General features: G+C 67.1%; 21 protein-coding genes. 10 read left to right on the top strand and 11 right to left on the bottom strand.

The window, feature by feature from the left end; all coding sequences use genetic code 11:
* Positions 1-427 precede the first annotated feature (427 nt).
* Together CMC5_RS37560 and mnmA are read right to left on the bottom strand one after the other, a co-directional pair.
* Positions 428-1,084 carry a hypothetical protein gene (locus CMC5_RS37560; RefSeq protein WP_050434901.1) on the bottom strand — a complete coding sequence of 219 codons (657 nt, stop codon included), beginning with the start codon at positions 1,082-1,084 and terminating at the stop codon, positions 428-430.
* A complete protein-coding gene (gene mnmA, locus CMC5_RS37565) occupies positions 1,081-2,415 on the bottom strand; it encodes a tRNA 2-thiouridine(34) synthase MnmA (protein ID WP_342673914.1) in 1,335 nt (444 codons plus the stop codon). Before mnmA ends, CMC5_RS37560 begins: the two co-directional genes overlap by 4 nt.
* Here mnmA and CMC5_RS37570 point away from each other — a divergent pair.
* Positions 2,375-3,553 carry a response regulator gene (locus CMC5_RS37570; RefSeq protein ID WP_245678090.1) on the top strand — a complete coding sequence of 393 codons (1,179 nt, stop codon included), beginning with the start codon at positions 2,375-2,377 and terminating at the stop codon, positions 3,551-3,553. The two genes, mnmA and CMC5_RS37570, sit on opposite strands and share 41 nt — an antisense overlap.
* A gap of 1 nt (position 3,554) precedes the next feature.
* Here CMC5_RS37570 and CMC5_RS37575 read toward each other — a convergent pair whose 3' ends face one another.
* Positions 3,555-4,367 carry a CPBP family intramembrane glutamic endopeptidase gene (locus tag CMC5_RS37575; RefSeq protein ID WP_245678091.1) on the bottom strand — a complete coding sequence of 271 codons (813 nt, stop codon included), beginning with the start codon at positions 4,365-4,367 and terminating at the stop codon, positions 3,555-3,557.
* Between CMC5_RS37575 and purQ the strand changes: the two genes are divergently transcribed.
* Genes purQ through CMC5_RS37600 form a run of 5 tightly spaced genes read left to right on the top strand, consistent with a single transcriptional unit; the run spans position 4,338 to position 7,801 of the window.
* The gene (gene purQ, locus CMC5_RS37580; protein ID WP_245678092.1) at positions 4,338-5,036 is read left to right on the top strand and encodes a phosphoribosylformylglycinamidine synthase subunit PurQ; all 699 of its coding nucleotides are present in this window, start codon (positions 4,338-4,340) and stop codon (positions 5,034-5,036) included. The two genes, CMC5_RS37575 and purQ, sit on opposite strands and share 30 nt — an antisense overlap.
* The gene (locus CMC5_RS43615; protein WP_179955499.1) at positions 5,033-5,857 is read left to right on the top strand and encodes a zinc ribbon domain-containing protein; all 825 of its coding nucleotides are present in this window, start codon (positions 5,033-5,035) and stop codon (positions 5,855-5,857) included. The genes purQ and CMC5_RS43615 overlap by 4 nt, the downstream gene beginning before the upstream one ends.
* On the top strand, positions 5,835-7,154 hold the full coding sequence (locus CMC5_RS37590) for a DNA methyltransferase (RefSeq protein WP_050434905.1): 1,320 nt from the start codon (positions 5,835-5,837) through the stop codon (positions 7,152-7,154). Before CMC5_RS43615 ends, CMC5_RS37590 begins: the two co-directional genes overlap by 23 nt.
* The gene (locus CMC5_RS37595; RefSeq protein WP_050434906.1) at positions 7,151-7,468 is read left to right on the top strand and encodes a hypothetical protein; all 318 of its coding nucleotides are present in this window, start codon (positions 7,151-7,153) and stop codon (positions 7,466-7,468) included. Before CMC5_RS37590 ends, CMC5_RS37595 begins: the two co-directional genes overlap by 4 nt.
* A gap of 27 nt (positions 7,469-7,495) precedes the next feature.
* The gene (locus tag CMC5_RS37600) at positions 7,496-7,801 is read left to right on the top strand and encodes a 2Fe-2S iron-sulfur cluster-binding protein (RefSeq protein ID WP_050434907.1); all 306 of its coding nucleotides are present in this window, start codon (positions 7,496-7,498) and stop codon (positions 7,799-7,801) included.
* A gap of 34 nt (positions 7,802-7,835) precedes the next feature.
* Here the strand turns inward: CMC5_RS37600 and CMC5_RS45375 are convergent, their stop codons facing one another.
* Entirely contained in the window at positions 7,836-8,636 is an 801-nt protein-coding gene (locus CMC5_RS45375; protein ID WP_156339148.1) for a hypothetical protein, read from the bottom strand.
* Between the two features lie 217 nt (positions 8,637-8,853).
* Between CMC5_RS45375 and CMC5_RS37610 the strand changes: the two genes are divergently transcribed.
* Positions 8,854-9,228: a PDZ domain-containing protein gene (locus CMC5_RS37610; RefSeq protein ID WP_245678094.1), complete on the top strand. Its 375-nt coding sequence runs from the start codon at positions 8,854-8,856 to the stop codon at positions 9,226-9,228.
* Between the two features lie 13 nt (positions 9,229-9,241).
* On the opposite strand, the gene CMC5_RS37615 is transcribed toward CMC5_RS37610, so the two are convergent.
* Positions 9,242-9,643, bottom strand: coding sequence for a T3SS (YopN, CesT) and YbjN peptide-binding chaperone 1 (locus CMC5_RS37615; RefSeq protein ID WP_245678096.1), 402 nt, complete (start codon positions 9,641-9,643; stop codon positions 9,242-9,244).
* A gap of 224 nt (positions 9,644-9,867) precedes the next feature.
* Between CMC5_RS37615 and dctP the strand changes: the two genes are divergently transcribed.
* Complete coding sequence (gene dctP, locus CMC5_RS37620) at positions 9,868-10,983, top strand: TRAP transporter substrate-binding protein DctP (RefSeq protein ID WP_156339149.1); 1,116 nt, start codon at positions 9,868-9,870, stop codon at positions 10,981-10,983.
* 204 nt (positions 10,984-11,187) lie between these two features.
* The gene (gene metK / locus CMC5_RS37625) at positions 11,188-12,510 is read left to right on the top strand and encodes a methionine adenosyltransferase (protein WP_050436372.1); all 1,323 of its coding nucleotides are present in this window, start codon (positions 11,188-11,190) and stop codon (positions 12,508-12,510) included.
* A 78-nt stretch (positions 12,511-12,588) separates the two neighbouring features.
* Here metK and CMC5_RS37630 read toward each other — a convergent pair whose 3' ends face one another.
* Positions 12,589-13,605: a lipoyl protein ligase domain-containing protein gene (locus CMC5_RS37630; protein WP_245678098.1), complete on the bottom strand. Its 1,017-nt coding sequence runs from the start codon at positions 13,603-13,605 to the stop codon at positions 12,589-12,591.
* Positions 13,606-13,850: 245 nt separating this feature from the next.
* On the opposite strand from CMC5_RS37630, the gene CMC5_RS47115 reads away from it, so the two are divergent.
* A complete protein-coding gene (locus CMC5_RS47115; protein WP_050434913.1) occupies positions 13,851-14,990 on the top strand; it encodes a hypothetical protein in 1,140 nt (379 codons plus the stop codon).
* A gap of 28 nt (positions 14,991-15,018) precedes the next feature.
* Here CMC5_RS47115 and CMC5_RS37640 read toward each other — a convergent pair whose 3' ends face one another.
* The 5 genes from CMC5_RS37640 to CMC5_RS43620 all read right to left on the bottom strand — a co-directional run bounded on the left by CMC5_RS37640 (position 15,019) and on the right by CMC5_RS43620 (position 19,439).
* On the bottom strand, positions 15,019-15,864 hold the full coding sequence (locus tag CMC5_RS37640; RefSeq protein ID WP_218920161.1) for a nucleotidyltransferase family protein: 846 nt from the start codon (positions 15,862-15,864) through the stop codon (positions 15,019-15,021).
* 34 nt (positions 15,865-15,898) lie between these two features.
* Positions 15,899-16,351, bottom strand: coding sequence for a S24/S26 family peptidase (locus tag CMC5_RS37645; protein ID WP_050434915.1), 453 nt, complete (start codon positions 16,349-16,351; stop codon positions 15,899-15,901).
* A 68-nt stretch (positions 16,352-16,419) separates the two neighbouring features.
* Complete coding sequence (locus tag CMC5_RS37650; protein ID WP_050434916.1) at positions 16,420-16,623, bottom strand: hypothetical protein; 204 nt, start codon at positions 16,621-16,623, stop codon at positions 16,420-16,422.
* A gap of 31 nt (positions 16,624-16,654) precedes the next feature.
* Positions 16,655-17,974 (bottom strand): radical SAM/SPASM domain-containing protein, encoded by a 1,320-nt coding sequence (locus CMC5_RS37655; protein WP_050434917.1) that lies wholly within the window; start codon positions 17,972-17,974, stop codon positions 16,655-16,657.
* Positions 17,975-18,191: 217 nt separating this feature from the next.
* The gene (locus CMC5_RS43620; protein ID WP_169796780.1) at positions 18,192-19,439 is read right to left on the bottom strand and encodes a PqqD family peptide modification chaperone; all 1,248 of its coding nucleotides are present in this window, start codon (positions 19,437-19,439) and stop codon (positions 18,192-18,194) included.
* Between the last annotated feature and the right edge of the window lie 266 nt (positions 19,440-19,705).

The raw sequence follows: 19,705 nt of genomic DNA on the forward strand, positions 1-19,705 counted from the left end.
AAGGAAGAACGTCCCAGGGGTCTTGTCGGAATCCTTCGAACGGGACGATGAGCTGCTGGTCGACCCGGAGCTGTTTGGTCCGCCCATACGTGCAGCGGGTCGAGGCGGAGGTTGGGCCATGAGTAGGACGCTACTTTACCGCGAGAGCGCGGCACTTCGCCACGTTGTAGGGGAATTGCGTCGACAGCGGGCCGACGTTCTTCTCTCTGCAAGGCTGGCAACCCAGCAGGCGATCCCCCGATCGCGTCGCGCTCGGGTTCCCGTCGCCAGGATCACCTCGCATGATCCTCCATGGAAGGAGGCCCGAACAGGCTCGGGGCATTCCAGCCCCCTTCCGGACCCCCCTCGAACGATCCCGATGATCATGGAGCGGTGGCGAGGGAGGAGTCTTGTGTCCCACAGGTGGGACACTGGCGGATGGTAGACTTCAGGGGAAGGGTTGTCCGGGCTGACCCCGCTCGAAGTAAAAACGGAAGTATCCGGTGACGTGTGACTGAAGCTCTTCCGGTATCGCATCCGGGGGCGCACCGACCGGGGCGTCACGGGGGTCGCCGACCCAGACGTCGAACGTCGCATCGGTGAACTTCTCGTCGGCATTCTTCTCGTGAGGATCGCCGCTGAAGAGATCGTTGAACACGATGTGTCCGCGCACGGCATACAGCACGATGTTCTGGTTGTGACACGACTGCTGCAGGTAGAGCGACATGTGAACGAGCGACGCAGGATCTCCAGGTTCGCGCGGCGGTGCTCCTGGAGGCTGAACACCGACGGGGAGTGAGACGGGAAGCTCCACGCCGAGCATGCCGTTGCGGATGGCATCGACATCGTCGACCAGGATTCCCAGTCCGTCCGAGACCTCCTGGAGATCCGTGCCTCGCTGCAAGCGAACCAGGAGTGTCGATCGGTAGGGGACGGCGGCGAAAAAATCGGGTTGTAGGTCGTAGGTGGTGTCCCAGCACTCGCGAGCCAGCAACCGATCGCTATGAACTTTTCCTTCGCCCTGGCCCAGAGAGCACCCCTGCGCTCCGAGGGCGAGGAGCCCGCACAGGGTGAAGCTGCGCCCGACGTGGCTCGCTCGGGTCATGGCGCCACCTCAAGGGGACTCATGGGCGCTTCCGCCGCTCGAGACTGGGGCGACGAAGGAAGGGAAGCCTCTATCGTTCCGCCACCGAGCACCCGATCGCCTCGATAAGCGACGGCCACTTGCCCCGGGGAGACCGCCCGGACCGGCGACACGAACCGGACCACGAAGGAGGCTTCTCCCATTGGATCGACATGGCGCTCGATCACGGCTGGGGCGCCATCGTGCCGCGCGCGAACACGCACCTCGGCCTGGAGAGGAAACACCACATCGTCATCCCACACGGTGTCCTTCAGTGTGGCACCGCCCGCATGCAGCGCCGTCTCGTCACCGAGATGAACCGTCGCGGCCGTGGCATCCAGACCAACCACGAACGCGGGTCGACCCAGCGCCACCCCGAGCCCCTTGCGCTGTCCGACGGTGAAAGCATGGACCCCATGATGCTGTCCCACCACGCGCCCATCACGATCCACGATGGGGCCAGGGCGAATCCGAGCATTCGCACGCTCGGCGACGAAGGCGTCGTAACGCCCCGTGGGGACGAAGCAGAGCTCCTGGCTCTCGCCCTTGTGAGCACCAGCCAGCCGTCGCGTGATGGCCTCCGCTCGGACCTCCTCCTTGGTGGAGTCACCGAGCGGCAGGATCAAGCGATCGAGTTCGGACGCTCGGAGCATGTGGAGGAAGTAGCTCTGGTCCTTGTGACGATCCCGACCGCGGTAAAGTCTGGCGGTCCCCCCTTCACGGACCACCCTCGCATAATGCCCCGTGGCAATCGCCGCCGCGCCGAGGCGATCGGCTAGCGTGAAGAGTTCACGAATTTTCACCGAGCGGTTGCACGATACGCAGGGACTCGGCGTGCGCCCCTCCAGGTAGGCGTCGACGAAGGGAGCGACGACATGCTCTTGGAAGAGTTCGCGGCGGTCGAAAGTGTAATGCGGGATGCCCAGCATGTCGGTCACCCGCCGGGCATCATGCTGGTCCTCGGGCGCACAGCAGCGACCCTTCACCCCATCGTCAGGATAGTCCCAGAGGTGCAATGTCACGCCGACGACATCGTGCCCGGCGTCGCAAAGGCGTGCAGCCGCCACGGAGGAGTCCACTCCCCCGCTCATCGCAACCAGGACTCGATTCTTGCCAGTCAGAGCACCCATCGTTTCCCCTGTTATAGCCGAAGCCTCGGTGAGGGGGCGACCTGACAACCTCGGTTTGCGCCGCCCAGCAAGAGTCCACTGGTCGAGCATGGAGGCGTTGTGCCCGCTCTTGCGGAGCAAGCGCCCAGGTCGCGGATCCACCTTGGCCTCCCCCGAGGGCCACGTGTACCTTCGTCTGCCCATGCCGAGCGGCGTCGTGCTCGTGATCGAGGACGATGAGTGGGTTGCACGCCTGCTCGCAACGGCGATCCGTGACGCGGGGTATGAGGTCGCCGTACGCGAGACTGCAGAGGACGGTCTCTCCGCAGCCTGCGCACTCGAACCCGAGGCGATCGTCTGCGACATCGATCTCCCCGACCACGATGGTTACTGGGTCGCGCGGGGGGTACGCATGCACCCTTCACGGGTCTCGGTCACGCCGTTTCTCTTTCTCTCCAGCCTGGATGACCAGGAGTCACGCCTGCAGGGGTTTCACGTGGGCGCCGACGTCTACATGACCAAGCCCTTCCGGGTGAACGAGGTCGTCGCTCAGATCGGAGCCCTCGTCCAGATGGCCTCGCGTCTACGCCACCGGCGCGAGAGCCTGCTCTCCATCCCGCCAGCGGTCGAGCAGACGGCCATCGAGGGAGATCTCAGCCAGATGTCGGTCGCGACGGTCCTCACCGTGCTGGAGATGGAGCGGCGCACCGGACTCTTCGAGGTGACGAGCAAGAAGCGCCGCGCGCACCTCGAGCTTGCCGAGGGCACGCTGGCGAGGGGCACCGTGGGAGCGCTCCGGGTGCCCCCACTCTCCGTGCTGCGCAACATGCTCGCGTGGCGAGTGGGGCGCTTCTCGTTCCATCCGGCCGATGTGGAGCCGCCGTCCGAACGGCGCACCATCGCGGCTTACCTGCTCGAAGCGACGCGGCTCGAGGACGAGAGCGCTCGCGCGGACCTCGATTTGCCACCCTCACGGCGCAGACCCGAACCGAAGTTCGGGACCACTGCACTGGGAGGCCCGCCACCTTCGCCCGAAGATTTTTCCCCCCCCTCGTCACGTGGCCTGCGCCCGGGCACAGCGCTGACTCTCTCCGACGACGGGGCCGCGTCGTTCGAGTTGCTGCTCGACCTCGAATCAGCTCCTCCCTCCGGGCCGAAGAGTTCGAGTCGTCGCGGAGGCCCTCCCCCTTCGCTGCGCTCTCTGGCCCGGGCAGCAGGGGTCCCGATGCCCTCTTCCCGCGGCTACTCGGCGGGCTCGCCCCCGCTGCCACCGCCCCTGGTCCCCCCACGTCCAGCGCCACGGCTGCCCCCGAGGCCCGACGGCAACGTGAAGAAGCGATGATTCACGCCGGATGCCCCTCGGGTGCCCCTGGATCATAGGCGCGCAGGTAGCTGAGGTTCACTGCGTTCACGACGGCGTGCGCGAGCACAGGTCCCAGAAGGGACCCCGTCAGAGCGAAGATCGCGCCGAAGCCCGCGCCCGCAAGCGTCGCCCAGGCAATCCAGACCCACCGACTGGGTCCCTTGATCTGGTGCGCCACACCAAAGACGACGGCGCTCAGCCCGACGCCCAGGAGGGGGGTCGCGAGCCCTCTGAAAAGAAGCTCTTCACCCAGGCTCGACAGGACGGCAAGCAGCAGGATCTGCCCCGCCGAAAGCTCCCGAGCCACGGGCCGGAGGTCTTCGTGGAGCTGCCGAGCCCAGCGGAATCGAGGTACTGCCGCCCGCGTCGTCACGATGATCACCAGCGCAAGTGCCAGCCCCAGCGCAACACTGCTGCCCACGGCAGCAAGGCTGCTCAGCGCTGCCCACGGCTGCGGGTGTTCCCAGGGAACCCCGTCCCGAAGGATCAGGGCCAGGGCGATCGCGAAAGCCGACAGCACCGCGTATCCACCAGCTACTTGCAGGGTCGCGGTCGACCGAGTGGTTTGCGACCACCGCCCACGCATGACGCCATCCTGGCACATCGGGTCGACACCGTGAAGCCGCTCGGGTGAACCGGGTGGCACGGCCTGCTCGACGGCACCCTTCTCGACCCACTGGCCGTGGAGGGACAACCGGGCTACGTCGATCGCGAGATGCACGCGACCGTCATCCTGTTCCCTGGCTCCAACGCCGACGCCGAGATGGTCCGCACGCTGCGCGACGTCCTTCAAGTTCGGACATCGATCGCCTGGCATCGTGATGCCGAGCTGCCGCCCGGTACAGACCTTTGCGCCATCCCCGGCGGCTTTTCTTATGGTGACTACCTACGCGCTGGAGCAATCGCTCGCTGCAGCCCCATTGTGGCAGCCATCCGGCGGCACGCAGAGCGTGGAGGACTGGTCCTGGGGGTCTGCAACGGGTTCCAGATCCTCACGGAGGTGGGCCTCCTGCCTGGGGCGCTCACCCGCAACGCACACCTCCGCTTCGAGTGCCGCGATGTCTTCGTGACGCCACAGGCAGAGGGCCCCTTCACCACGGGTCTACCGCGGGTGCTTCGACTGCCCGTGGCACACGCCGAGGGGCGCTACCAGGCCAGCCCTGAAACGTTGCTTTCGCTCGAAGCCAGCTGCTCTGTCGCCTTCCAGTACTGTGACGAGGAAGGACGAGTTGCGAGAACTCCCGATGAGGAATGCTGGACCGAGACGAATCCCAATGGCTCGATGTTGAGCATTGCTGGCGTTGTCGGAGGACCTGGCCGAAACGTGCTCGGCCTGATGCCCCACCCGGAGCGCATGAGCGAGGCGTTCCAAGGGAGAGCGGATGGACGCAGCTTGTTTGAAGCAGCGCTGCGCAGCGCCGTGGTCACGGCGAAGCCAGGGCAGGTTGCGGGTCTCGCATGAACAACCCGAACATCGCGGCGAACCCACACTGCAGCGCCTGTGGGGCAGATGTGGCACTGCAAGCGGAACGCTGCCCTCGCTGTGGCACCAGCCAGCGGCAGGACGTGTGCCCACATTGCGCTGCAACCTCGGGCGTCACACGGGATACCGAGCTGCGCTTCCGCTGCGATGTCTGCGGAGGCCCGCGGGTGCCCCCGTCCCCTGGAGGGCTTCCCCGCTCGGGTCGTGAAGCCACCGCGCTCCAGCGGGCTCAGACGGCGGTCTCTGGCCGTAGCCTCTGGCGGATCGCTTCGGTGGTCGGCGGACTGATGCTCGGCTTCGCGTTTCTTGTCCTCACCTTGTTCCTGCTCATCAGTGGCGCGAGCACGGGCTTGTTCGTCGCGGGAGCGCTCACCATTGTCCCGCTCGTCATGTTCATGCTCTGGGCCATGGCCCGGGCGCGCGCTCGAGGCCGTGAGATCGCCCCCTCTCTGGACGCTGCATGGCTCGCCGCTGCAACGGATGTCGCAGCGCAGAGCCAGCAGGCATTGACCAGCCGTGAGCTCTCCGCGGCCCTGAGCATCGGGGACGCACAGGCAGAAGAGTTGCTGGCCCTTCTCGAGGTGAACGATGTCGTGCGCGGGACGGTGACGCAGGACGGGAACATGGTGTACTCCCAGCGCCTCCGCGTGGGACCTGCTCCGGCCACCGCAAACCAGACGACCGCTGGGGCAGAGCCGTCAGCGCTCGCTGCCGCGGCCGAAGAGGAAGCGCTCGCGCTGGAGGAAGCGACCCTGGGCACGCGAGGTCTGGAGATCGATGTCGACACCGCAAAAAAGTGAACGCCGTGACCGGCGTGCGCTGACCCACGTAGGCGGACCGACGCGCCTGACCGGAGATCCGGACACCGCCACGAAGCTCGCTGATGCGCTCGACGTCGAGGGCGCCCTGACCGCGGAGGAGGCCGCCCGTGCCCATGTGCACGGTTTCCATAGCTATCCGGCGCGGATGCATCCTTCCACGGCGCGACGCCTCGTGGAGCAGCTATCCCCTCCCACCGCTCGGGTTCTGGATCCCTTCTGCGGAAGTGGCACGGTGCTCGTCGAAGCCAGGCTCGCGGGGCGCAGGGCCATCGGGGTCGACGCGAACCCACTCGCGGTGCGCCTCGCTCACCTCAAATCACGCGGCATGCGCGCTGCGGAACGCGAACGTTTGCTCACTGCAGCCAAGGAGGTCGCGAGCCTCGCCGACACGCGACGGCGCGCTCGCAGCGGCGCCAGCCGCCGATACGGGCCAGAGGACATGGCGCTCTTCGATGCGCACGTACTCTTCGAGCTCGACGGCCTCCGTGTGGGCCTCGACGAGCTCGGAGACGCAGCCGCACGGGCGGATCTCGAGCTGGTCCTTTCGTCGATCCTCACCAAGGTGAGCCGTCGCGCCGCGGACACGGCAGCGCACGAGCAGCCCCGGAGGATTGCTGCGGGTTATCCAGCCCGCCTGTTCCTTCGGAAGGCGGAGGAGTTGGCACGCCGTCTGGCCGAGGTGCAACCCGCCCTCTCGGCAGCGCCAGCGGCCACCGCCGAGGCAGGCGATGCACGAGTTCTCTTCGGCATTGCCCCCGGTTCCATCGATCTCATCGTCACCTCCCCCCCCTACCCTGGCGTATACGACTACGTCGCTCATCACGAGGCCCGGCTCCGCTGGCTCCGGCTCCCGCGAGAGCGGTTCGAAGAAGCGGAGATCGGCGCGCGCCGCCGGCTAGAACGCCTCGGCCCAGAAGAAGGACTCTCCCACTGGCACAAGGAGATCGGTGCGGTCCTCGCGGCGATGGCACGCGTTCTTCGACCGGACGGGAGTGCAGTCCTCCTTCTGGCCGACAGCGTACTCGCAGGAGAGCCCGTATACGCGCTCGACGCGATTCATGACGTGGCGACTCCCGCAGGGCTCGTGGTCCGAGCGGCCGCCTCCCAGGAGCGCCCGCATTTTCATGGCCCTACCATGCGCGCCTTCTCACGAGCCCCCCGGGAAGAACACGCCATCCTCTTGGCTCATTCGCCTGCCGCTTCCCCCCAGATCCGCAGGAAATTGCCCCCAGGCAGAGGTCATGTGGCAGGGTCTCGACGACCCGGCAAACCATGAAGGCTCTTTTTCTTTTCCTTGGGCTCTCGGCGCCTCTCCTCGTCACGGCGGCCTGTGGGCGTGGAGGCGAAGGACCAGCCAGCCACGACAAGACGGGCGCCCCTCCGTGTGACGCTTACGTCGCTCGCCTCGAAGCCTGCTCGGCCAGCGCGCCGGCCGAACTTCGCGAAGCCCATGCCGCTGCCATTCGAGAGGCACGGGATCGCTTCGAGCAGAAGGTCGAGCTGGCGGAGACAGATCCCGAGCGCCTCCCCCTCGAGGAGACCTGCAAGCAGCTCACTGACTCACTCTCCGAGCGGGCGGGTTGCCCCTGATCCCAGCTGACGCGCTAACCTCCGCCCGTGCCTACCATCTCCTTCGAAGCCAGCTCGCTCGGCCCTGCACTCTCCGTCGATGGTGAGGGTGCGTTGATCGACATTTGCGACTCAGAGAACGCGCCGGTCGGTTTCTCCTGCCGTGCCGCAGCATGCGCGACTTGCCAGATCGAAATCCTCGCAGGTGCAGAGCACCTCGAATCACCTGGCCCCGACGAGAAGGAGCTGCTCTCGATGCTCGGCGCAACAGAGACCGAGCGCCTCGCGTGTCAGGCGGTCGTCCGCCGTGGCCCAGGGCTCATCCGCATTCGCTGGGTCGGCGACGGCATGTGACGAGCATGCCATTGCCGCATGCTCACGCTCGCGCTCACTCGACAGCCTGAGCGTCTTCCAGCTTCGCGCGCCGACCATCCCCCTTCGAGAGCCAACCGTGAAGAATGGCCACGCCGAGGAGCCAGGCCAAACTGACCATCACGAAGAGCAGCTGCCCCATCCAGACCCGCCCCAGCAGCAAACAGAGCACCACAACGTCGAGCCGCGGCGACGATGGACCGAGCGCGAGCGCCAACCTGCGCAACCCCTCGGCCTGCTGGGCATCTCGCCCCTCGCCTCGCAGGGCACTGTACTTCAACCGATAATGACTGGCGGCCGCGGTGCGGCCAATGGCCAGCAGCAGGGCCAAGAGAAGAACACCAGCTGGAGAGGCATATGTGCTCCAGACTCCTGCCGGAGGAGGATTCACCAGCACGTGATAAAAGAGGCCGCCATACAGGAACAAAACGCCGAGCCATTCGATTGCTGCTGTTTTGACCTGCAGATTCGCCGGCTGTGACTCCGAGACGGTCCCATGTGCCCGGTGTGCATCAGCGAGCAGCGTGCCAGCACGTCCCAAGATCGTGCTGAGTTCGAAAGCGACTCCCGCCCCCACCACGCGGCCAAGCGCAGGGGTCGTTACCAGGACGCCAGACGCAGCTGCGAAAAGGGCAGAAACGACCACAACGCGATCGGGCATGATCCGAATACGGAACAGCCTCTGCGCGAACCACCGAGCGAGCGGCTCACGATGTACTTGCCGCAGCGGATCCTCGAGCCACCGACTCCAGCCACTGGCCCCGATGCTGGGATGCAGGGACACGCTGGGGGGGGGCTCGAAGGGGGCGGTCACCATGCTCGGCTCCACGGGCATGATGCGCCCGGATCAGGGCGACTCTAGGCCAGCGCTCTTGAAACACCAACTAGAATGCGGGGGCCGACAATCGGCGAGATTGTGCCTCCGCATCGCGAATGGGACAGCCAGCACGCCACGCTGCGTAGTCATGTGCGCACTACGCTGCGGACTTTCCAGCGAGCGCATCCATGAGGCGATGCGCGCTATCCTCGCGAGCGTGAGGCTCATCGCCACGGCTTTCGTCGCGCTGCCCCTCGCGCTCGCGGCCTGTCGCAGCGCGCAGATCGGCTCTGTTGGTGCCGTGCTCGGTCGCGACGGAGAAACGCAAGCGGTCTACATTCGCGATGTGCCTTCCGGCCTCGCCGCCGATCGCGCCGGCCTCCTTCCGGGCGATGAGATCCTCATGATCGATGGCGTCTACGTCCGCGCTCTCACCTCGAAGGATCTCCGTGCTCGTCTGCGAGGCGATCCAGGCAGCACCGTAGAGCTGACCGTTGCTCGCGGGAGCGACGTGCGGCGGCTTCGCGTGATCCGCAGCGAGCTGCGCGAGGGCCGGAAGGCGGCGCCTCGTGAAGAGCGCATCGACCCCTGATACCCGGAACGCATCACCCGCGCCCGGAGACGAGCAGCTGCACCTCGGCGTAGTATCGGTCTGCGTAGAACGAGAGCACATCGACGGCGTCGCGCACTTCGCTCGGGTCGAGATGCTCGAGCCGATACTCGACGCTGAGCAGGATGTCCCCCTCCTCGTCCGCCGAGAATTTCGCCATGTTGATCTCTCGGTTCAGCCGGAGCAGCCGCCGCGCCACCAAGTCCGCGGCATCCGACTCGGCTGGAAGCCTGCCGAACGGGAGCACGGCGAACGTGACGAAAGGGGGTGAGACATGGACGTAGAGATGAAATTTTCTCGTCGATCCCTCGAATCCGCTCCGTAGCGTCACCGAAGACAGCGCCTCGACGGGCCATCCTTCCCCTTCCAGGCACGCTTTGATCTCCTCGACCCTCATCGAGGCCATTCTATCCCGACCGCCGCCCTGACGCAGAACCCACTGCTTTGCCGCGGCGCGACATGAATCGACTCACCTCGGCCACCGTCCATCCTTTCTGGCAGCATCGCAGAGGAGGATGTCGGCGCTGCATTCCGACCAGAAAGAATGATTTTCCTACTTGCTCCACGAACCGCCTTGCCACGGCGCATCACAACATCCTCGAAGCCCATTGGTGAAGATGCGTGAAGCTGGCTCCTCTGGGGCTACGGGCGCTGGCAGTGCGCAGCGGGGCAAGTGTATACGGGAACATAAGACAGCTCAGAGCTGTGATGGAGGTGGACATGATGATGCGTAGAGCGGCCGCCGTGCTGCTGGGAGCGTTCTCGCTCCTCGTCGGACTGGCGCATGAGACGCGTGCAGACGAAGCGAAGGCCGGAGGCGCTGACGAGCTGAAGATCGGCACGCTCGCGCCGAAAATGAGTCCATGGGGTCAGGTCTTCACGGTCTGGGAAAAGGCCGTGCGGGAGAAGAGCGGTGGCAAGCTCGAGCTGAAGTTCTTCTACAACGGCCAGCAAGGCGACGAAGGCGCCATGATTGGCAAGATGAAGGCTGGCCAGCTCGACGGCGCCGCGGTCACCGCCGTGGGCCTCAGCAAGGTGAACAAGGACATCGTTGCCCTGCAGATGCCCGGTCTGTTCACGACCTGGGCCAAGCTCGATGCGGCCAGGAACGCTCTGAAGGGCGAGTTCGAAGAGGGCGTCTCGAAGGCTGGCTTTCGCATCCTCGGCTGGGGAGACGTCGGCCTCTACCGCACGATGACGAAGGGATTCGCCCTGCGCAGCCCCGAGGACATGCGCGGCAAGAAGCCCTACATGTGGCGCGACGATGCCATCCAACCGACCTTCTATCAAACCATCGGCGGCGTCACGCCCGTCCCCCTGAACATCCCGGAGGTTCTGCCTGGCCTGAATACAGGCACCATCAACGTGCTCGTCACGCCGTCCCTTGCCGCCGAACAGTTCCAGTGGGCGTCGCGGCTCGACCACATCGGCGCCAACGTGGGAGGGACAGCCATCGGCGCCGTCATCCTCACCGCGAAGCGCATGGACGCCCTCCCCGGCGATCTGCGCACGGTGGTGACCGACACCGGCAAGGTCGCCGCAGCTGCGCTCACGCAGCGCATCCGCAACGAGGACGATGCGGCCTACAACCGGCTGAAGGGCAAGATGACGGTCGTGGACCTCTCGGCCGACGAGACCGCCAAGTGGAGCGCCCTGTTCAAGCAGGTCCGACAGCGGCTCGCGCAGGGGACCTTCTCGGGCGACCTGGTGAACAGGCTCGAGGGATACGCCAAGTAACGCACACACAGCCTGTCTCACCCGGCCTCGACGTCGATCCACGACGCGCCGGCAGCAGGACGGCTCGACCATGGACGCCGGGATGCACCACCATCCCGGCGTCTGGCGTTTGGGCCCCCCTCACGCGTTGACGGTGCCTGGAGGGCGAACTATTCGTTGACCTCCATTTCTGCGACCCGTATCTCCTCCGTCAAGGAAGACATCATGCGCCGTTACCAGTTCACCTCCGAGTCCGTCACCGAAGGGCACCCCGACAAGGTGTGCGATCAGATCTCCGACGCCATCCTGGACGGCATCCTCGCTCAGGACCCGACGGCCCGCGTGGCCTGCGAGACGCTGGTCAAGACGGGCATGGCTGTCGTCGCTGGCGAGATCACCACCTCTGCGTGGGTGGACATGCCCGAGGTGGTGCGAAGCACGATCAAGGACATCGGCTACACGGACTCTTCCATGGGGTTCGATTACGCCACCTGCGCAGTCCTCACGGCCATCGAGAAGCAGTCCCCCGACATCGCGCAGGGCGTGACCGAGGGGCAGGGCCTGCACAAGGAGATGGGCGCTGGTGATCAGGGCCTCATGTTCGGCTTTGCAACGGACGAGACGCCGGAGCTCATGCCCTCGCCGATCACCTTCTCCCACCGGCTGGCCAAGCGACTCGCAGAGCTTCGCCGGAACAAGAAGCTCGACTGGCTCCGCCCCGATGGCAAGACCCAGGTCACCGTCGAGTACGAGGACCACACGCCGGTCCGGATCAGCGCCATCGTCCTTTCCACCCAGCACGCCCCCGAGGTGAAGCACAAGACCATCGTCGAGGCCGTGCGGAGCCAGATCATCGACAAGGTGATCCCGGCCAAGCTGATCGACAAGGCGACCAAGATCTACGTCAACCCGACCGGACGCTTCGTCGTCGGCGGCCCCTGCGGCGATGCCGGCCTGACGGGCCGTAAGATCATCGTCGACACCTACGGCGGCATGGGTCGTCACGGCGGCGGTGCCTTCAGCGGCAAGGACCCGTCCAAGGTCGACCGCTCGGCCTGCTACTACGCGCGTTACGTCGCCAAGAACATCGTCGCAGCGAAGCTCGCCTCCCGTTGCGAGGTGCAGATCGCTTACGCCATCGGCGTCGCTCATCCTGTCGGCGTGCACGTCAGCACCTTCGGGACGGGTCGCATCGATGAGGAGCTGATCGAGAAGTACGTGATGTCGAACTTCGACATGCGCCCCAAGGCCATCATCGAGCAGCTCGACCTGCTCAAGCCCATCTACCGGAAGACGGCAGCCTACGGTCACTTCGGCCGGGACGAGTTCAGCTGGGAGAAGACCGATCGAGCGGCCAAGATGGCAGACGATCTCCTCCGGCCCACGTCGACCACCGTCCCCGCGAAGGTCTCGTCCAGCGCCAAGGCGCCGAAGATCAGCAAGGACGCCAAGGCCCCCAAGAACGCAAAGGCCCCGAAGGAGACCAAGGCCGCCAAGAGCATCAAGGCGCCGAAGAACCCTCAGCCCGCCAAGAAGAAGGGCAAGTAAGCCCCGCGGGCAGGCCGCCTGCCTGTCGACATGCTCCGAAGAGCGCTGGTGCCCATGCGGCATCGGCGCATTTCTCGTTCAACGGGACCGAGCGCGTTGCGCCAGGGTTCCGAGCACTTCGAGGGTCGCTCCCTCCAGGATCACGGCGTCCGGCTCCAGCCTGGGCGTGCTGCTCCCATCGCCGCTCGTTGCACCACGTGCGAGGGCATCGAGGACCCAGGTCCCCGTGATCACATCACCCCCCAGCCACACGCGCGGACATGTCTCTCGTGTCGCGCTCTCGGATGCCAACGAGTCGCCCGCCGGCAGGGTCTCCGCTTCGATCCAGCCGATCGGCACCCGCTCGAGCGAGACCGCCACGGGTGGCGAAGATGGAAGCCCGAACCCACTGCTTCCATCCACCAAGCCTGACAGCTCCCCTGTACGCAGCTCGACGGGCTCGCGCGTCACCTGTGCGGCCGCAGCGATCCCCACGAGCACCTCCTCCACGAGGATCTCCGGCGTAACCCCCGCAGGGAGCACCTCTGCCAGGGCAGCAGGCTGCTTTCCGAGCCATCGATCCAGCACCAGCTCCTCGGGCGCAGCGCACCTTCCCGGCAAGGCAAGCGAAGCATCGAGGCCAGACCACACTTCCAGCACCACCGCGCCCTCCACCGTGGTTTCCGCCGCGATGACCGCAGCAGGCCGACGTCGGATCGAGATCCACTCGCGACCGAAGTAATGCGCTTGCACTCCGGCTCGCCCGAACCCCTTCAAAAAAAAGCGTACATTCCGGTTCAATACCGTCCTCGCGGTTGCATCATGCGCGAGCGCCGCGACGTCCGGCAGCGCCAGGGTCCACACGACCCCCCGACCGCCCAGATGAACTGCCGTCCCCGTCGTCGCACGTCGAAACACTGAGATTCCCGCCTCGGCGCAAGCCGCCAGCTTCACGACGCGCCCAGCGCGCTGCGCAGCGCCCAGCAAGATCGCAGGCCCCTCGACCAGACTCCCGGCCATCCATGGCCTGCCCTCCTGGCGCGCCGCATCGAGCAGCGTCGGGGCCAGCATCATCGCTTCGCGCAAAGATCGGTAGGCGGTGGGCAAGCAACGCACGGCGTCCTCGAAAGCGCAGGAGGCGCCACCATCAGCGCTTCGGCTCCGGACGCTTACCACACCCGCATGACCGACGACGCCCTCGCAAATCAGGCTTTTCGTGCCCGGAGTGACCTCTCCCCTGACAGGATCGTGCGTCGCGAGCGCCTCGCGTTGGTTCGAGCAGCACCTTCATGTAAAACTTTCGAGGCTCGGGCGTTCACGAGCCACGCTCACTCGCGAGCCCAGACGCGCGCGGAGGTGCCATGCAGACCCGGATCCTTCTTCCCCTGACGGCAGCGCTCGTAGCGGCATCACTCCACGCTGGTTGTCTCCAGAACAAGCTCCCCCTCCCCGACGGAGACGGAGGCGGCGGAGAGGGCGCGGGAACGACCACGGGAGAGGGCGGTGATGGCACAGGAGGCACCGCCGGGGCGGGACAAGGAGGGACAGACAACAGCGGGGGAGCCGGCGGGGGGACAGGCGGCTCCGGAGGCGACACCGGGACCGACACCTGTCCTGGCGATGCGTTCGACATCTCCCTTGGCGTTCCGCTCACGCTCGGTGGAACGACGACTGGTTTCGTCGATGACTACACCTCGTACTGTGGCACCGGCACGGGCTCCGGTCCGGATACCGTCTACCAGTTCACGCCCACGTCCGCCGGCACCATGACCGTCGAGCTGACGAGCTTCGGAGACCTGAACGGCGTGCTCTACGCCCAGGATGTCTGCGGAGGCCCCAGCTTCTACTGCAGCGACCGCGGTACGGGGATCGAGACCCTCTCCTTCGACGCGCAGGTCGGGGAGCCCTACTACATCGTGGTCGACGGACGCGATCAGACCGAAGGGGCCTATACCCTCTCGGCACGCCTCGACCCCGCCGTGTGTGGGGACGGCGTGATCAACGCCCCGCAAGAAGAGTGCGACTTTGGCGATACGAACCCCGGAGATGGCTGCGACGCGACCTGTCAATTCGAGATCCCCACCGATGACTCCGACACCTGCCCAGGCCAGCTCCATCAGGCGAGCATCAGCAGCCCGCTGGTGATCAACTCCTTCACCACCGGCTACACCGACGACTACACCTCGTGCGGCGCACTGCCAGGCTCTCCGGACCGCGTCTTCGCCGTCTTCGCCTCCTCCAGCGGGACCATGACGGTCACCTTGCCGAACCTCGGCGCTGCAGGCGGCGGCTTCGACGGCGTGCTCGCCGCCTGGGGCGGGAGCTGCGACGCCGGCAACGCGAACGCTCCCTCCTACCTCGGGTGCTCCGACGGCATGGTCGCATCCGACGAGGAGACCCTCTCGTTCGCCGTCACCGCCGGCTCGGTCTACTTCATCGTCGTCGATGGCTACGCGAGCTACAGCTTCGGCAACTTCACCCTGACCGTCACCATCACCTGACGCTCGCGCCTCACTCCGCTTCGCCCGCCTACTCTCCCTTCCAGAGCACGCCCTCCCAGGGATCTCGCCCTCGGTGCCGCACGTGGTAACGCACCGTGCCGACCGCGCCGAGCACGAGCGCAGCCACCCCTCTCCACGGGACATCTGCGATCATGCGGACCCCCACCCGCGCCATCGGCCCATACGGCGCCCGCCCAAACGCTTCCAGCGTCGGCGCCGCCAGCCACCTGGGCACTGGCGGCAGCGGCTCGAGCGCCATCCGGATCGCCTCGACCATCGGCTCACGCCCCTCCCCCTCCAGCCACCGCAGCACCACCCAGGCGATCCCTGCGAAGCCTGCCGCCCGCAGATGCTCGGCGAACCCCTCCGGCGAACCGACCCAGCGTCGCAGCGCCAGCTCGAGCTCTCTCCGACGCAGCGCGGCCCCCAGTGCCAGCTTGTCGAGCACCGCATCGAGCAGCAGCACGAGCAGGTGATCATGACCCGTCAGCATCCGGAACGGCGCCCTCACCACCCGCGGATCGCGCACCTCCTCCGCCCGCGCCAGGATTTCCTCGGCGCTCACGCGACAGAGCGCGGGGGGTCCGAGCGAAGCGCGCACATCCACAGGCAAGCCAGGCGGAACGACCACGTTCACCGCGAAGAGCTGTCGCGAGTCATGCACCAGCCGCCACCCCTGCTCCCGCGCGACGGCCCGCACCCCAGCCAGATCGTGGCGCCCTACCAGCACGTCCACATCCCCGAACGGCCGCTCCAGCGGGTCGTCGTACAGCGCCACGCTGGTCACCACCCCCTTGATCGGCGCCGCAGCGATCCGCGCCTCGGCGAGCGCCTGCAGCACGACCCCCGCCGCCTCGCGCAAGCGCGTATCCACCAGGAGCCGCGCCCCTAGCTGGACACGCGGAGCCTCACCCTTCATGCCCGCCCGCGCCATGCCGGACGTGAACGCCCCTGGCCACGCGCACCGCCGTGGCGCTCATGCGTCGCACGGCGATCCAGCCTGTCCGCATCGATGCACGCACCACCGAACGCGCGGGCACCATCAGCGCCCCTCGCTTCACCACCGTCACCCGGCCCAGCACGTCCTCTGCGCGCACCGCCGTGTCCGGCTCGAGCAGCGCGTCTCCCCAGCAGATCACCTGACCGCACGCAGTCACCCGGATCACCCGGTGCGTGATCACCGCCGCCCCCCGCCTGAACATCACCAGCTCCCCTGGCGAGAGCGCACCGACCGAGCAGGGCGTCACCGCAAGCAGCGACCCTTCCGGCGCCGCCGGCCACATGCTCGCCCCGCGCATCTCCACATGAAACGGCCCCGATCGCTGTCGCAGCTCCTCCCAGAGGGCCAGGAGCACGCCCATCGACCATCGAACTTCGGGAGGATGCCCTTCAGCTCGCCGCTCCACGCAGACCGCCGCGACGCGCCCGACTAGCAGCCTTGACCTGGCAGCACAGGCGCTCGGGTCCCGAGCGTGATCGGCGTGAAGCCCCCCCCGCCCTCACGCGCCGGCGCGACATACGGCCTGCGGCGCTTCAACCCGCTCTCCCCCTGCCCCCCCTCGCTCGACGCCTCTTGCGATGAACCATCGCTCACCGCGGACGAGCTCCCCTCGCGCACATCACCATTCTTCATGGGGCCACCTCTCCCAGGGCAGCTTACCCCATTACGTTCGCTCACGCTGGAGCGGAGGAGCCTCCTCCTCGGGTGTCCCCGCCCCCTCGACCGGCCCTCGACGCTCCCTCCCAGTTTTCCGGAGCAAGCGCTGCGCAGGAACGATCCCGGCGAGCGTGACCAGCCGCTCGTGGCTCGGCCGGACCCAGGGAAACCTCGACACCAGCAGCTCGTCCGCGGCCGAGAGCACATCACGCACCGGCCGGACCCCCAGCGCGCCCACCCGCTCGAACGGCCCGACCCCGGCCCCCCGCGCAGCCACCTCCGCCTCGGTCGCGGACAGCAGCTCCACAGGCCCCACCTCCACCTGGTGCCGGATCAGCGCCCGCGCGCACGCAGATGGCTGAGGACCGAGCAGATCCCCCGCCTCGAACGCAGCCGACCCATGACAGCGGCTGCACCATGGCATCAGCGCGCAGTCGCGACAGCCGTGGAGATCCTCCCACCGCAGCCTCGCCAGAAACTGGAACGCCTCCTCCTCGGCGACTGCCGCGATCCTTGCGGCCCCGCTCTCCCCTCGCCGAGCGTCCGCAAGCTCCACCGGGATGTGCGTGCACGGCCGCACCGATCCGTTCGCGTGGACCGTGATGCTCGACGAACAGGCACCACAAGGCGTCGCCTTCAGCTTCGCCTCCCGATCCATCGTCGCTTCACCACGCGCAGCCACGACCTTCAAGTACGCCTCGAGCTGCTCCCGCGTCGGCTCCACCTGGAGCGACGTCAGGCTCCCGTCTTCCTTCGCAGTGATCCCACTCTCCACCTCCAGCTCGCACCCCAGCGACCCAGCCAGCACCTCCAGCCGGCTCACCGACGCCGAGCAGAGCCGCGTCAAGGGCACCACCATCACCACCCCGACACCACGCGCAACGAGCCGCGCGATCGCCCCCGTGGTGCTCTCGAACGATCCCGGCACCCGGGTCACCGCGTCGTGCTCCGCCGCCACGTCCGAGTACACGCTGATCCGCACCCGCCACACCCCCACCTCCGCCACCACCTCCAGAAGCGCGTCGCTCAGCGCGTACCCGTTGCTCTGAAGGATGATCGCGAACGCCCGCTGACGTGCCGCGCGCAAGATCTCCGGCAGATCCTTCCGCAGCGACGCCTCTCCCCCGCTGAACGAAACGATCAACACCCCCAGGCGCTTCAGTTCATCGAGGACCCCCTCGATCTCACCGAGCGACATCTCTCCCTTCTGCCCGTGCACCTGGTAGCAGTGCTGACACGCATGGTTACAGACGTCGGAAACGAGCACCTGAGCCATGAGGGGCAGCCCCCCCGCAGCCTTCTGGTTCAGCTCGAAACCGGTCCCCATGAGCGCTCACCCCGAGCTGGACGACCAGCTCGAAAGCCGCCGCCGCGATCCCGGTGCTCGGATAGACGCCCCCTGCAGCATCAGGCCTCCAGCGTACCGCAGCGCCCATGATGTTGGCACCGCGATCTCCGCTCCTGCCCTCGGCCTCCCCTCACGTGGATCGCAGCGTTGGCGTGGATCGCACCTTCAGGGTCGAGATTGCCCGCACGGACGCGGCTCACCGCGTCTCTGGCACCCGTCGGAGCATCCCCAGCCCCTCCAGCTCGCTCACGAAGTGCTCCACGTCCGCCCGCGCCTGAGCCTCTTCCACCTCGAACTCACGCACCACAGCGTCCACGATGGCGTCCAGTGAGCGCCCATCCGCGAGCTGCCACACCAGCGACCCCACCTCGTTGAGCGTCTGGATGGCGGGCGACGAAGGCACCACCAGCACGGCGACCCCATCCAGGATTCGCCACGCCACATTGGGCGAACGCTCGACCCGCTGCATCTGCTCCTGCTCTCCCATGCTCTCCGGTGCGCCTCCTTCGGTGCCACCTGCCGCGCGAGCTTGGAGGCTCACCAGCGGCCCGTCCAGCGGGATCCTCGCTCCCTCTCGCAACCCATCCATCCACCGACGCACCCCGGACGAGAGTGCCCCGGCCGGCGGCACCTCCAGCACCCAGAGCGGCAGCGCGCGAAGGCGCCCCACCGCGTCGAGCACCGAGTGCGCTTCGGATGGAGCCGGCGGAAGCGCGATCACCGACTCGACCCACCCCCGCACAGGGTCTCCATGCCGCTCCGCCCCCAGCGCCGTCGCCCCCTTGTTCACCCATGCGCCACCACGACACGGCACCCCCTGGTCCGAAGCATCGACCCGCGCTCGTCCCGCCCGCTCGAAGGGCAAACGGTGAAGCCGCGGCGGCTCTCGCGACAGGTCCACCGCGATCATGTCGTCCGAGAGCCTGCGCATCCCCTCTCGCCCCAGCCGCCGCGCGGTCGTCGTCTTCCCTGCCCCAGACCTCCCCAGCAACACCACGCCCTCTCCGTCCACCTCCACGGCAGCCGCATGCAGCAGGAGCACCTTCTCCCGCATCAACGCCAGCGTGGTCACCGCACGAACCACCGCGTCGACAGCCCCCCTCGACCGGGCACCATCCAGCCACCCCTGCCCCTGAATCTCTCCATCACCCACCTCGAGCTCCAGCTCGGCGCCATTCGTCCGAAGGACCGCGCGACGAGCGCTGCGCCACGCAAGCTCGACGGTCACCAGCGCCGACGACGGCAACCCGACCCCCTCTCCGGATGCCTCCAGCACGAGACGGATGCGACTCCTCTCCGCGGGGTGGCTCGCCCCGCTCATGGCCTCTGGCCACCGCGCCTCCAGGGCCTCACGACACGCAAGGGGAAGCCCCTCCAGCCGAAGCGCAAGCCTGAATTCAAGGGACGGCAGATCCGCACACAGCGCCACGGCCCTGGAGGTCATCGCCCCCTCCATGCTGCATCCCTCAACGGCGCAGCGCCTCTTTCCCCGCGTCGCACGTCGTCTTTACCCCTCGATGCGGAAGAATTCCGCTGCCGCTCCTGCGCGTACTCGGCCCCGTCCTCATCGCTCGATCGATCGGTCGATCGACTGATCCATCCCCCCCTCATCCTCCCGCTCGATCGCATGAAGGAGCCACCGCGAATCCCCCTGTGGTAACACGTGCCCCGGCGCCGGGCTGGAATGCCTCCACACCGGCCCTCGTCCGA

Source organism: Chondromyces crocatus (assembly GCF_001189295.1).
Lineage (GTDB): Bacteria > Myxococcota_A > Polyangia > Polyangiales > Polyangiaceae > Chondromyces > Chondromyces crocatus.

Bases quoted from the DNA above. Each gene is read 5' to 3' on its own strand.
- CMC5_RS37560 (WP_050434901.1), bottom strand. From the start codon at position 1,084: ATGACCCGAGCGAGCCACGTCGGGCGCAGCTTCACCCTGTGCGGGCTC.
- mnmA (WP_342673914.1), bottom strand. From the start codon at position 2,415: ATGGGCAGACGAAGGTACACGTGGCCCTCGGGGGAGGCCAAGGTGGAT.
- purQ (WP_245678092.1), top strand. From the start codon at position 4,338: ATGGTCCGCACGCTGCGCGACGTCCTTCAAGTTCGGACATCGATCGCC.
- CMC5_RS43615 (WP_179955499.1), top strand. From the start codon at position 5,033: ATGAACAACCCGAACATCGCGGCGAACCCACACTGCAGCGCCTGTGGG.
- CMC5_RS37590 (WP_050434905.1), top strand. From the start codon at position 5,835: ATGTCGACACCGCAAAAAAGTGAACGCCGTGACCGGCGTGCGCTGACC.
- CMC5_RS37595 (WP_050434906.1), top strand. From the start codon at position 7,151: ATGAAGGCTCTTTTTCTTTTCCTTGGGCTCTCGGCGCCTCTCCTCGTC.
- CMC5_RS45375 (WP_156339148.1), bottom strand. From the start codon at position 8,636: ATGGTGACCGCCCCCTTCGAGCCCCCCCCCAGCGTGTCCCTGCATCCC.
- CMC5_RS37615 (WP_245678096.1), bottom strand. From the start codon at position 9,643: ATGAGGGTCGAGGAGATCAAAGCGTGCCTGGAAGGGGAAGGATGGCCC.
- metK (WP_050436372.1), top strand. From the start codon at position 11,188: ATGCGCCGTTACCAGTTCACCTCCGAGTCCGTCACCGAAGGGCACCCC.
- CMC5_RS47115 (WP_050434913.1), top strand. From the start codon at position 13,851: ATGCAGACCCGGATCCTTCTTCCCCTGACGGCAGCGCTCGTAGCGGCA.
- CMC5_RS37645 (WP_050434915.1), bottom strand. From the start codon at position 16,351: ATGGGCGTGCTCCTGGCCCTCTGGGAGGAGCTGCGACAGCGATCGGGG.
- CMC5_RS37650 (WP_050434916.1), bottom strand. From the start codon at position 16,623: ATGAAGAATGGTGATGTGCGCGAGGGGAGCTCGTCCGCGGTGAGCGAT.
- CMC5_RS37655 (WP_050434917.1), bottom strand. From the start codon at position 17,974: ATGGGGACCGGTTTCGAGCTGAACCAGAAGGCTGCGGGGGGGCTGCCC.
- CMC5_RS43620 (WP_169796780.1), bottom strand. From the start codon at position 19,439: ATGACCTCCAGGGCCGTGGCGCTGTGTGCGGATCTGCCGTCCCTTGAA.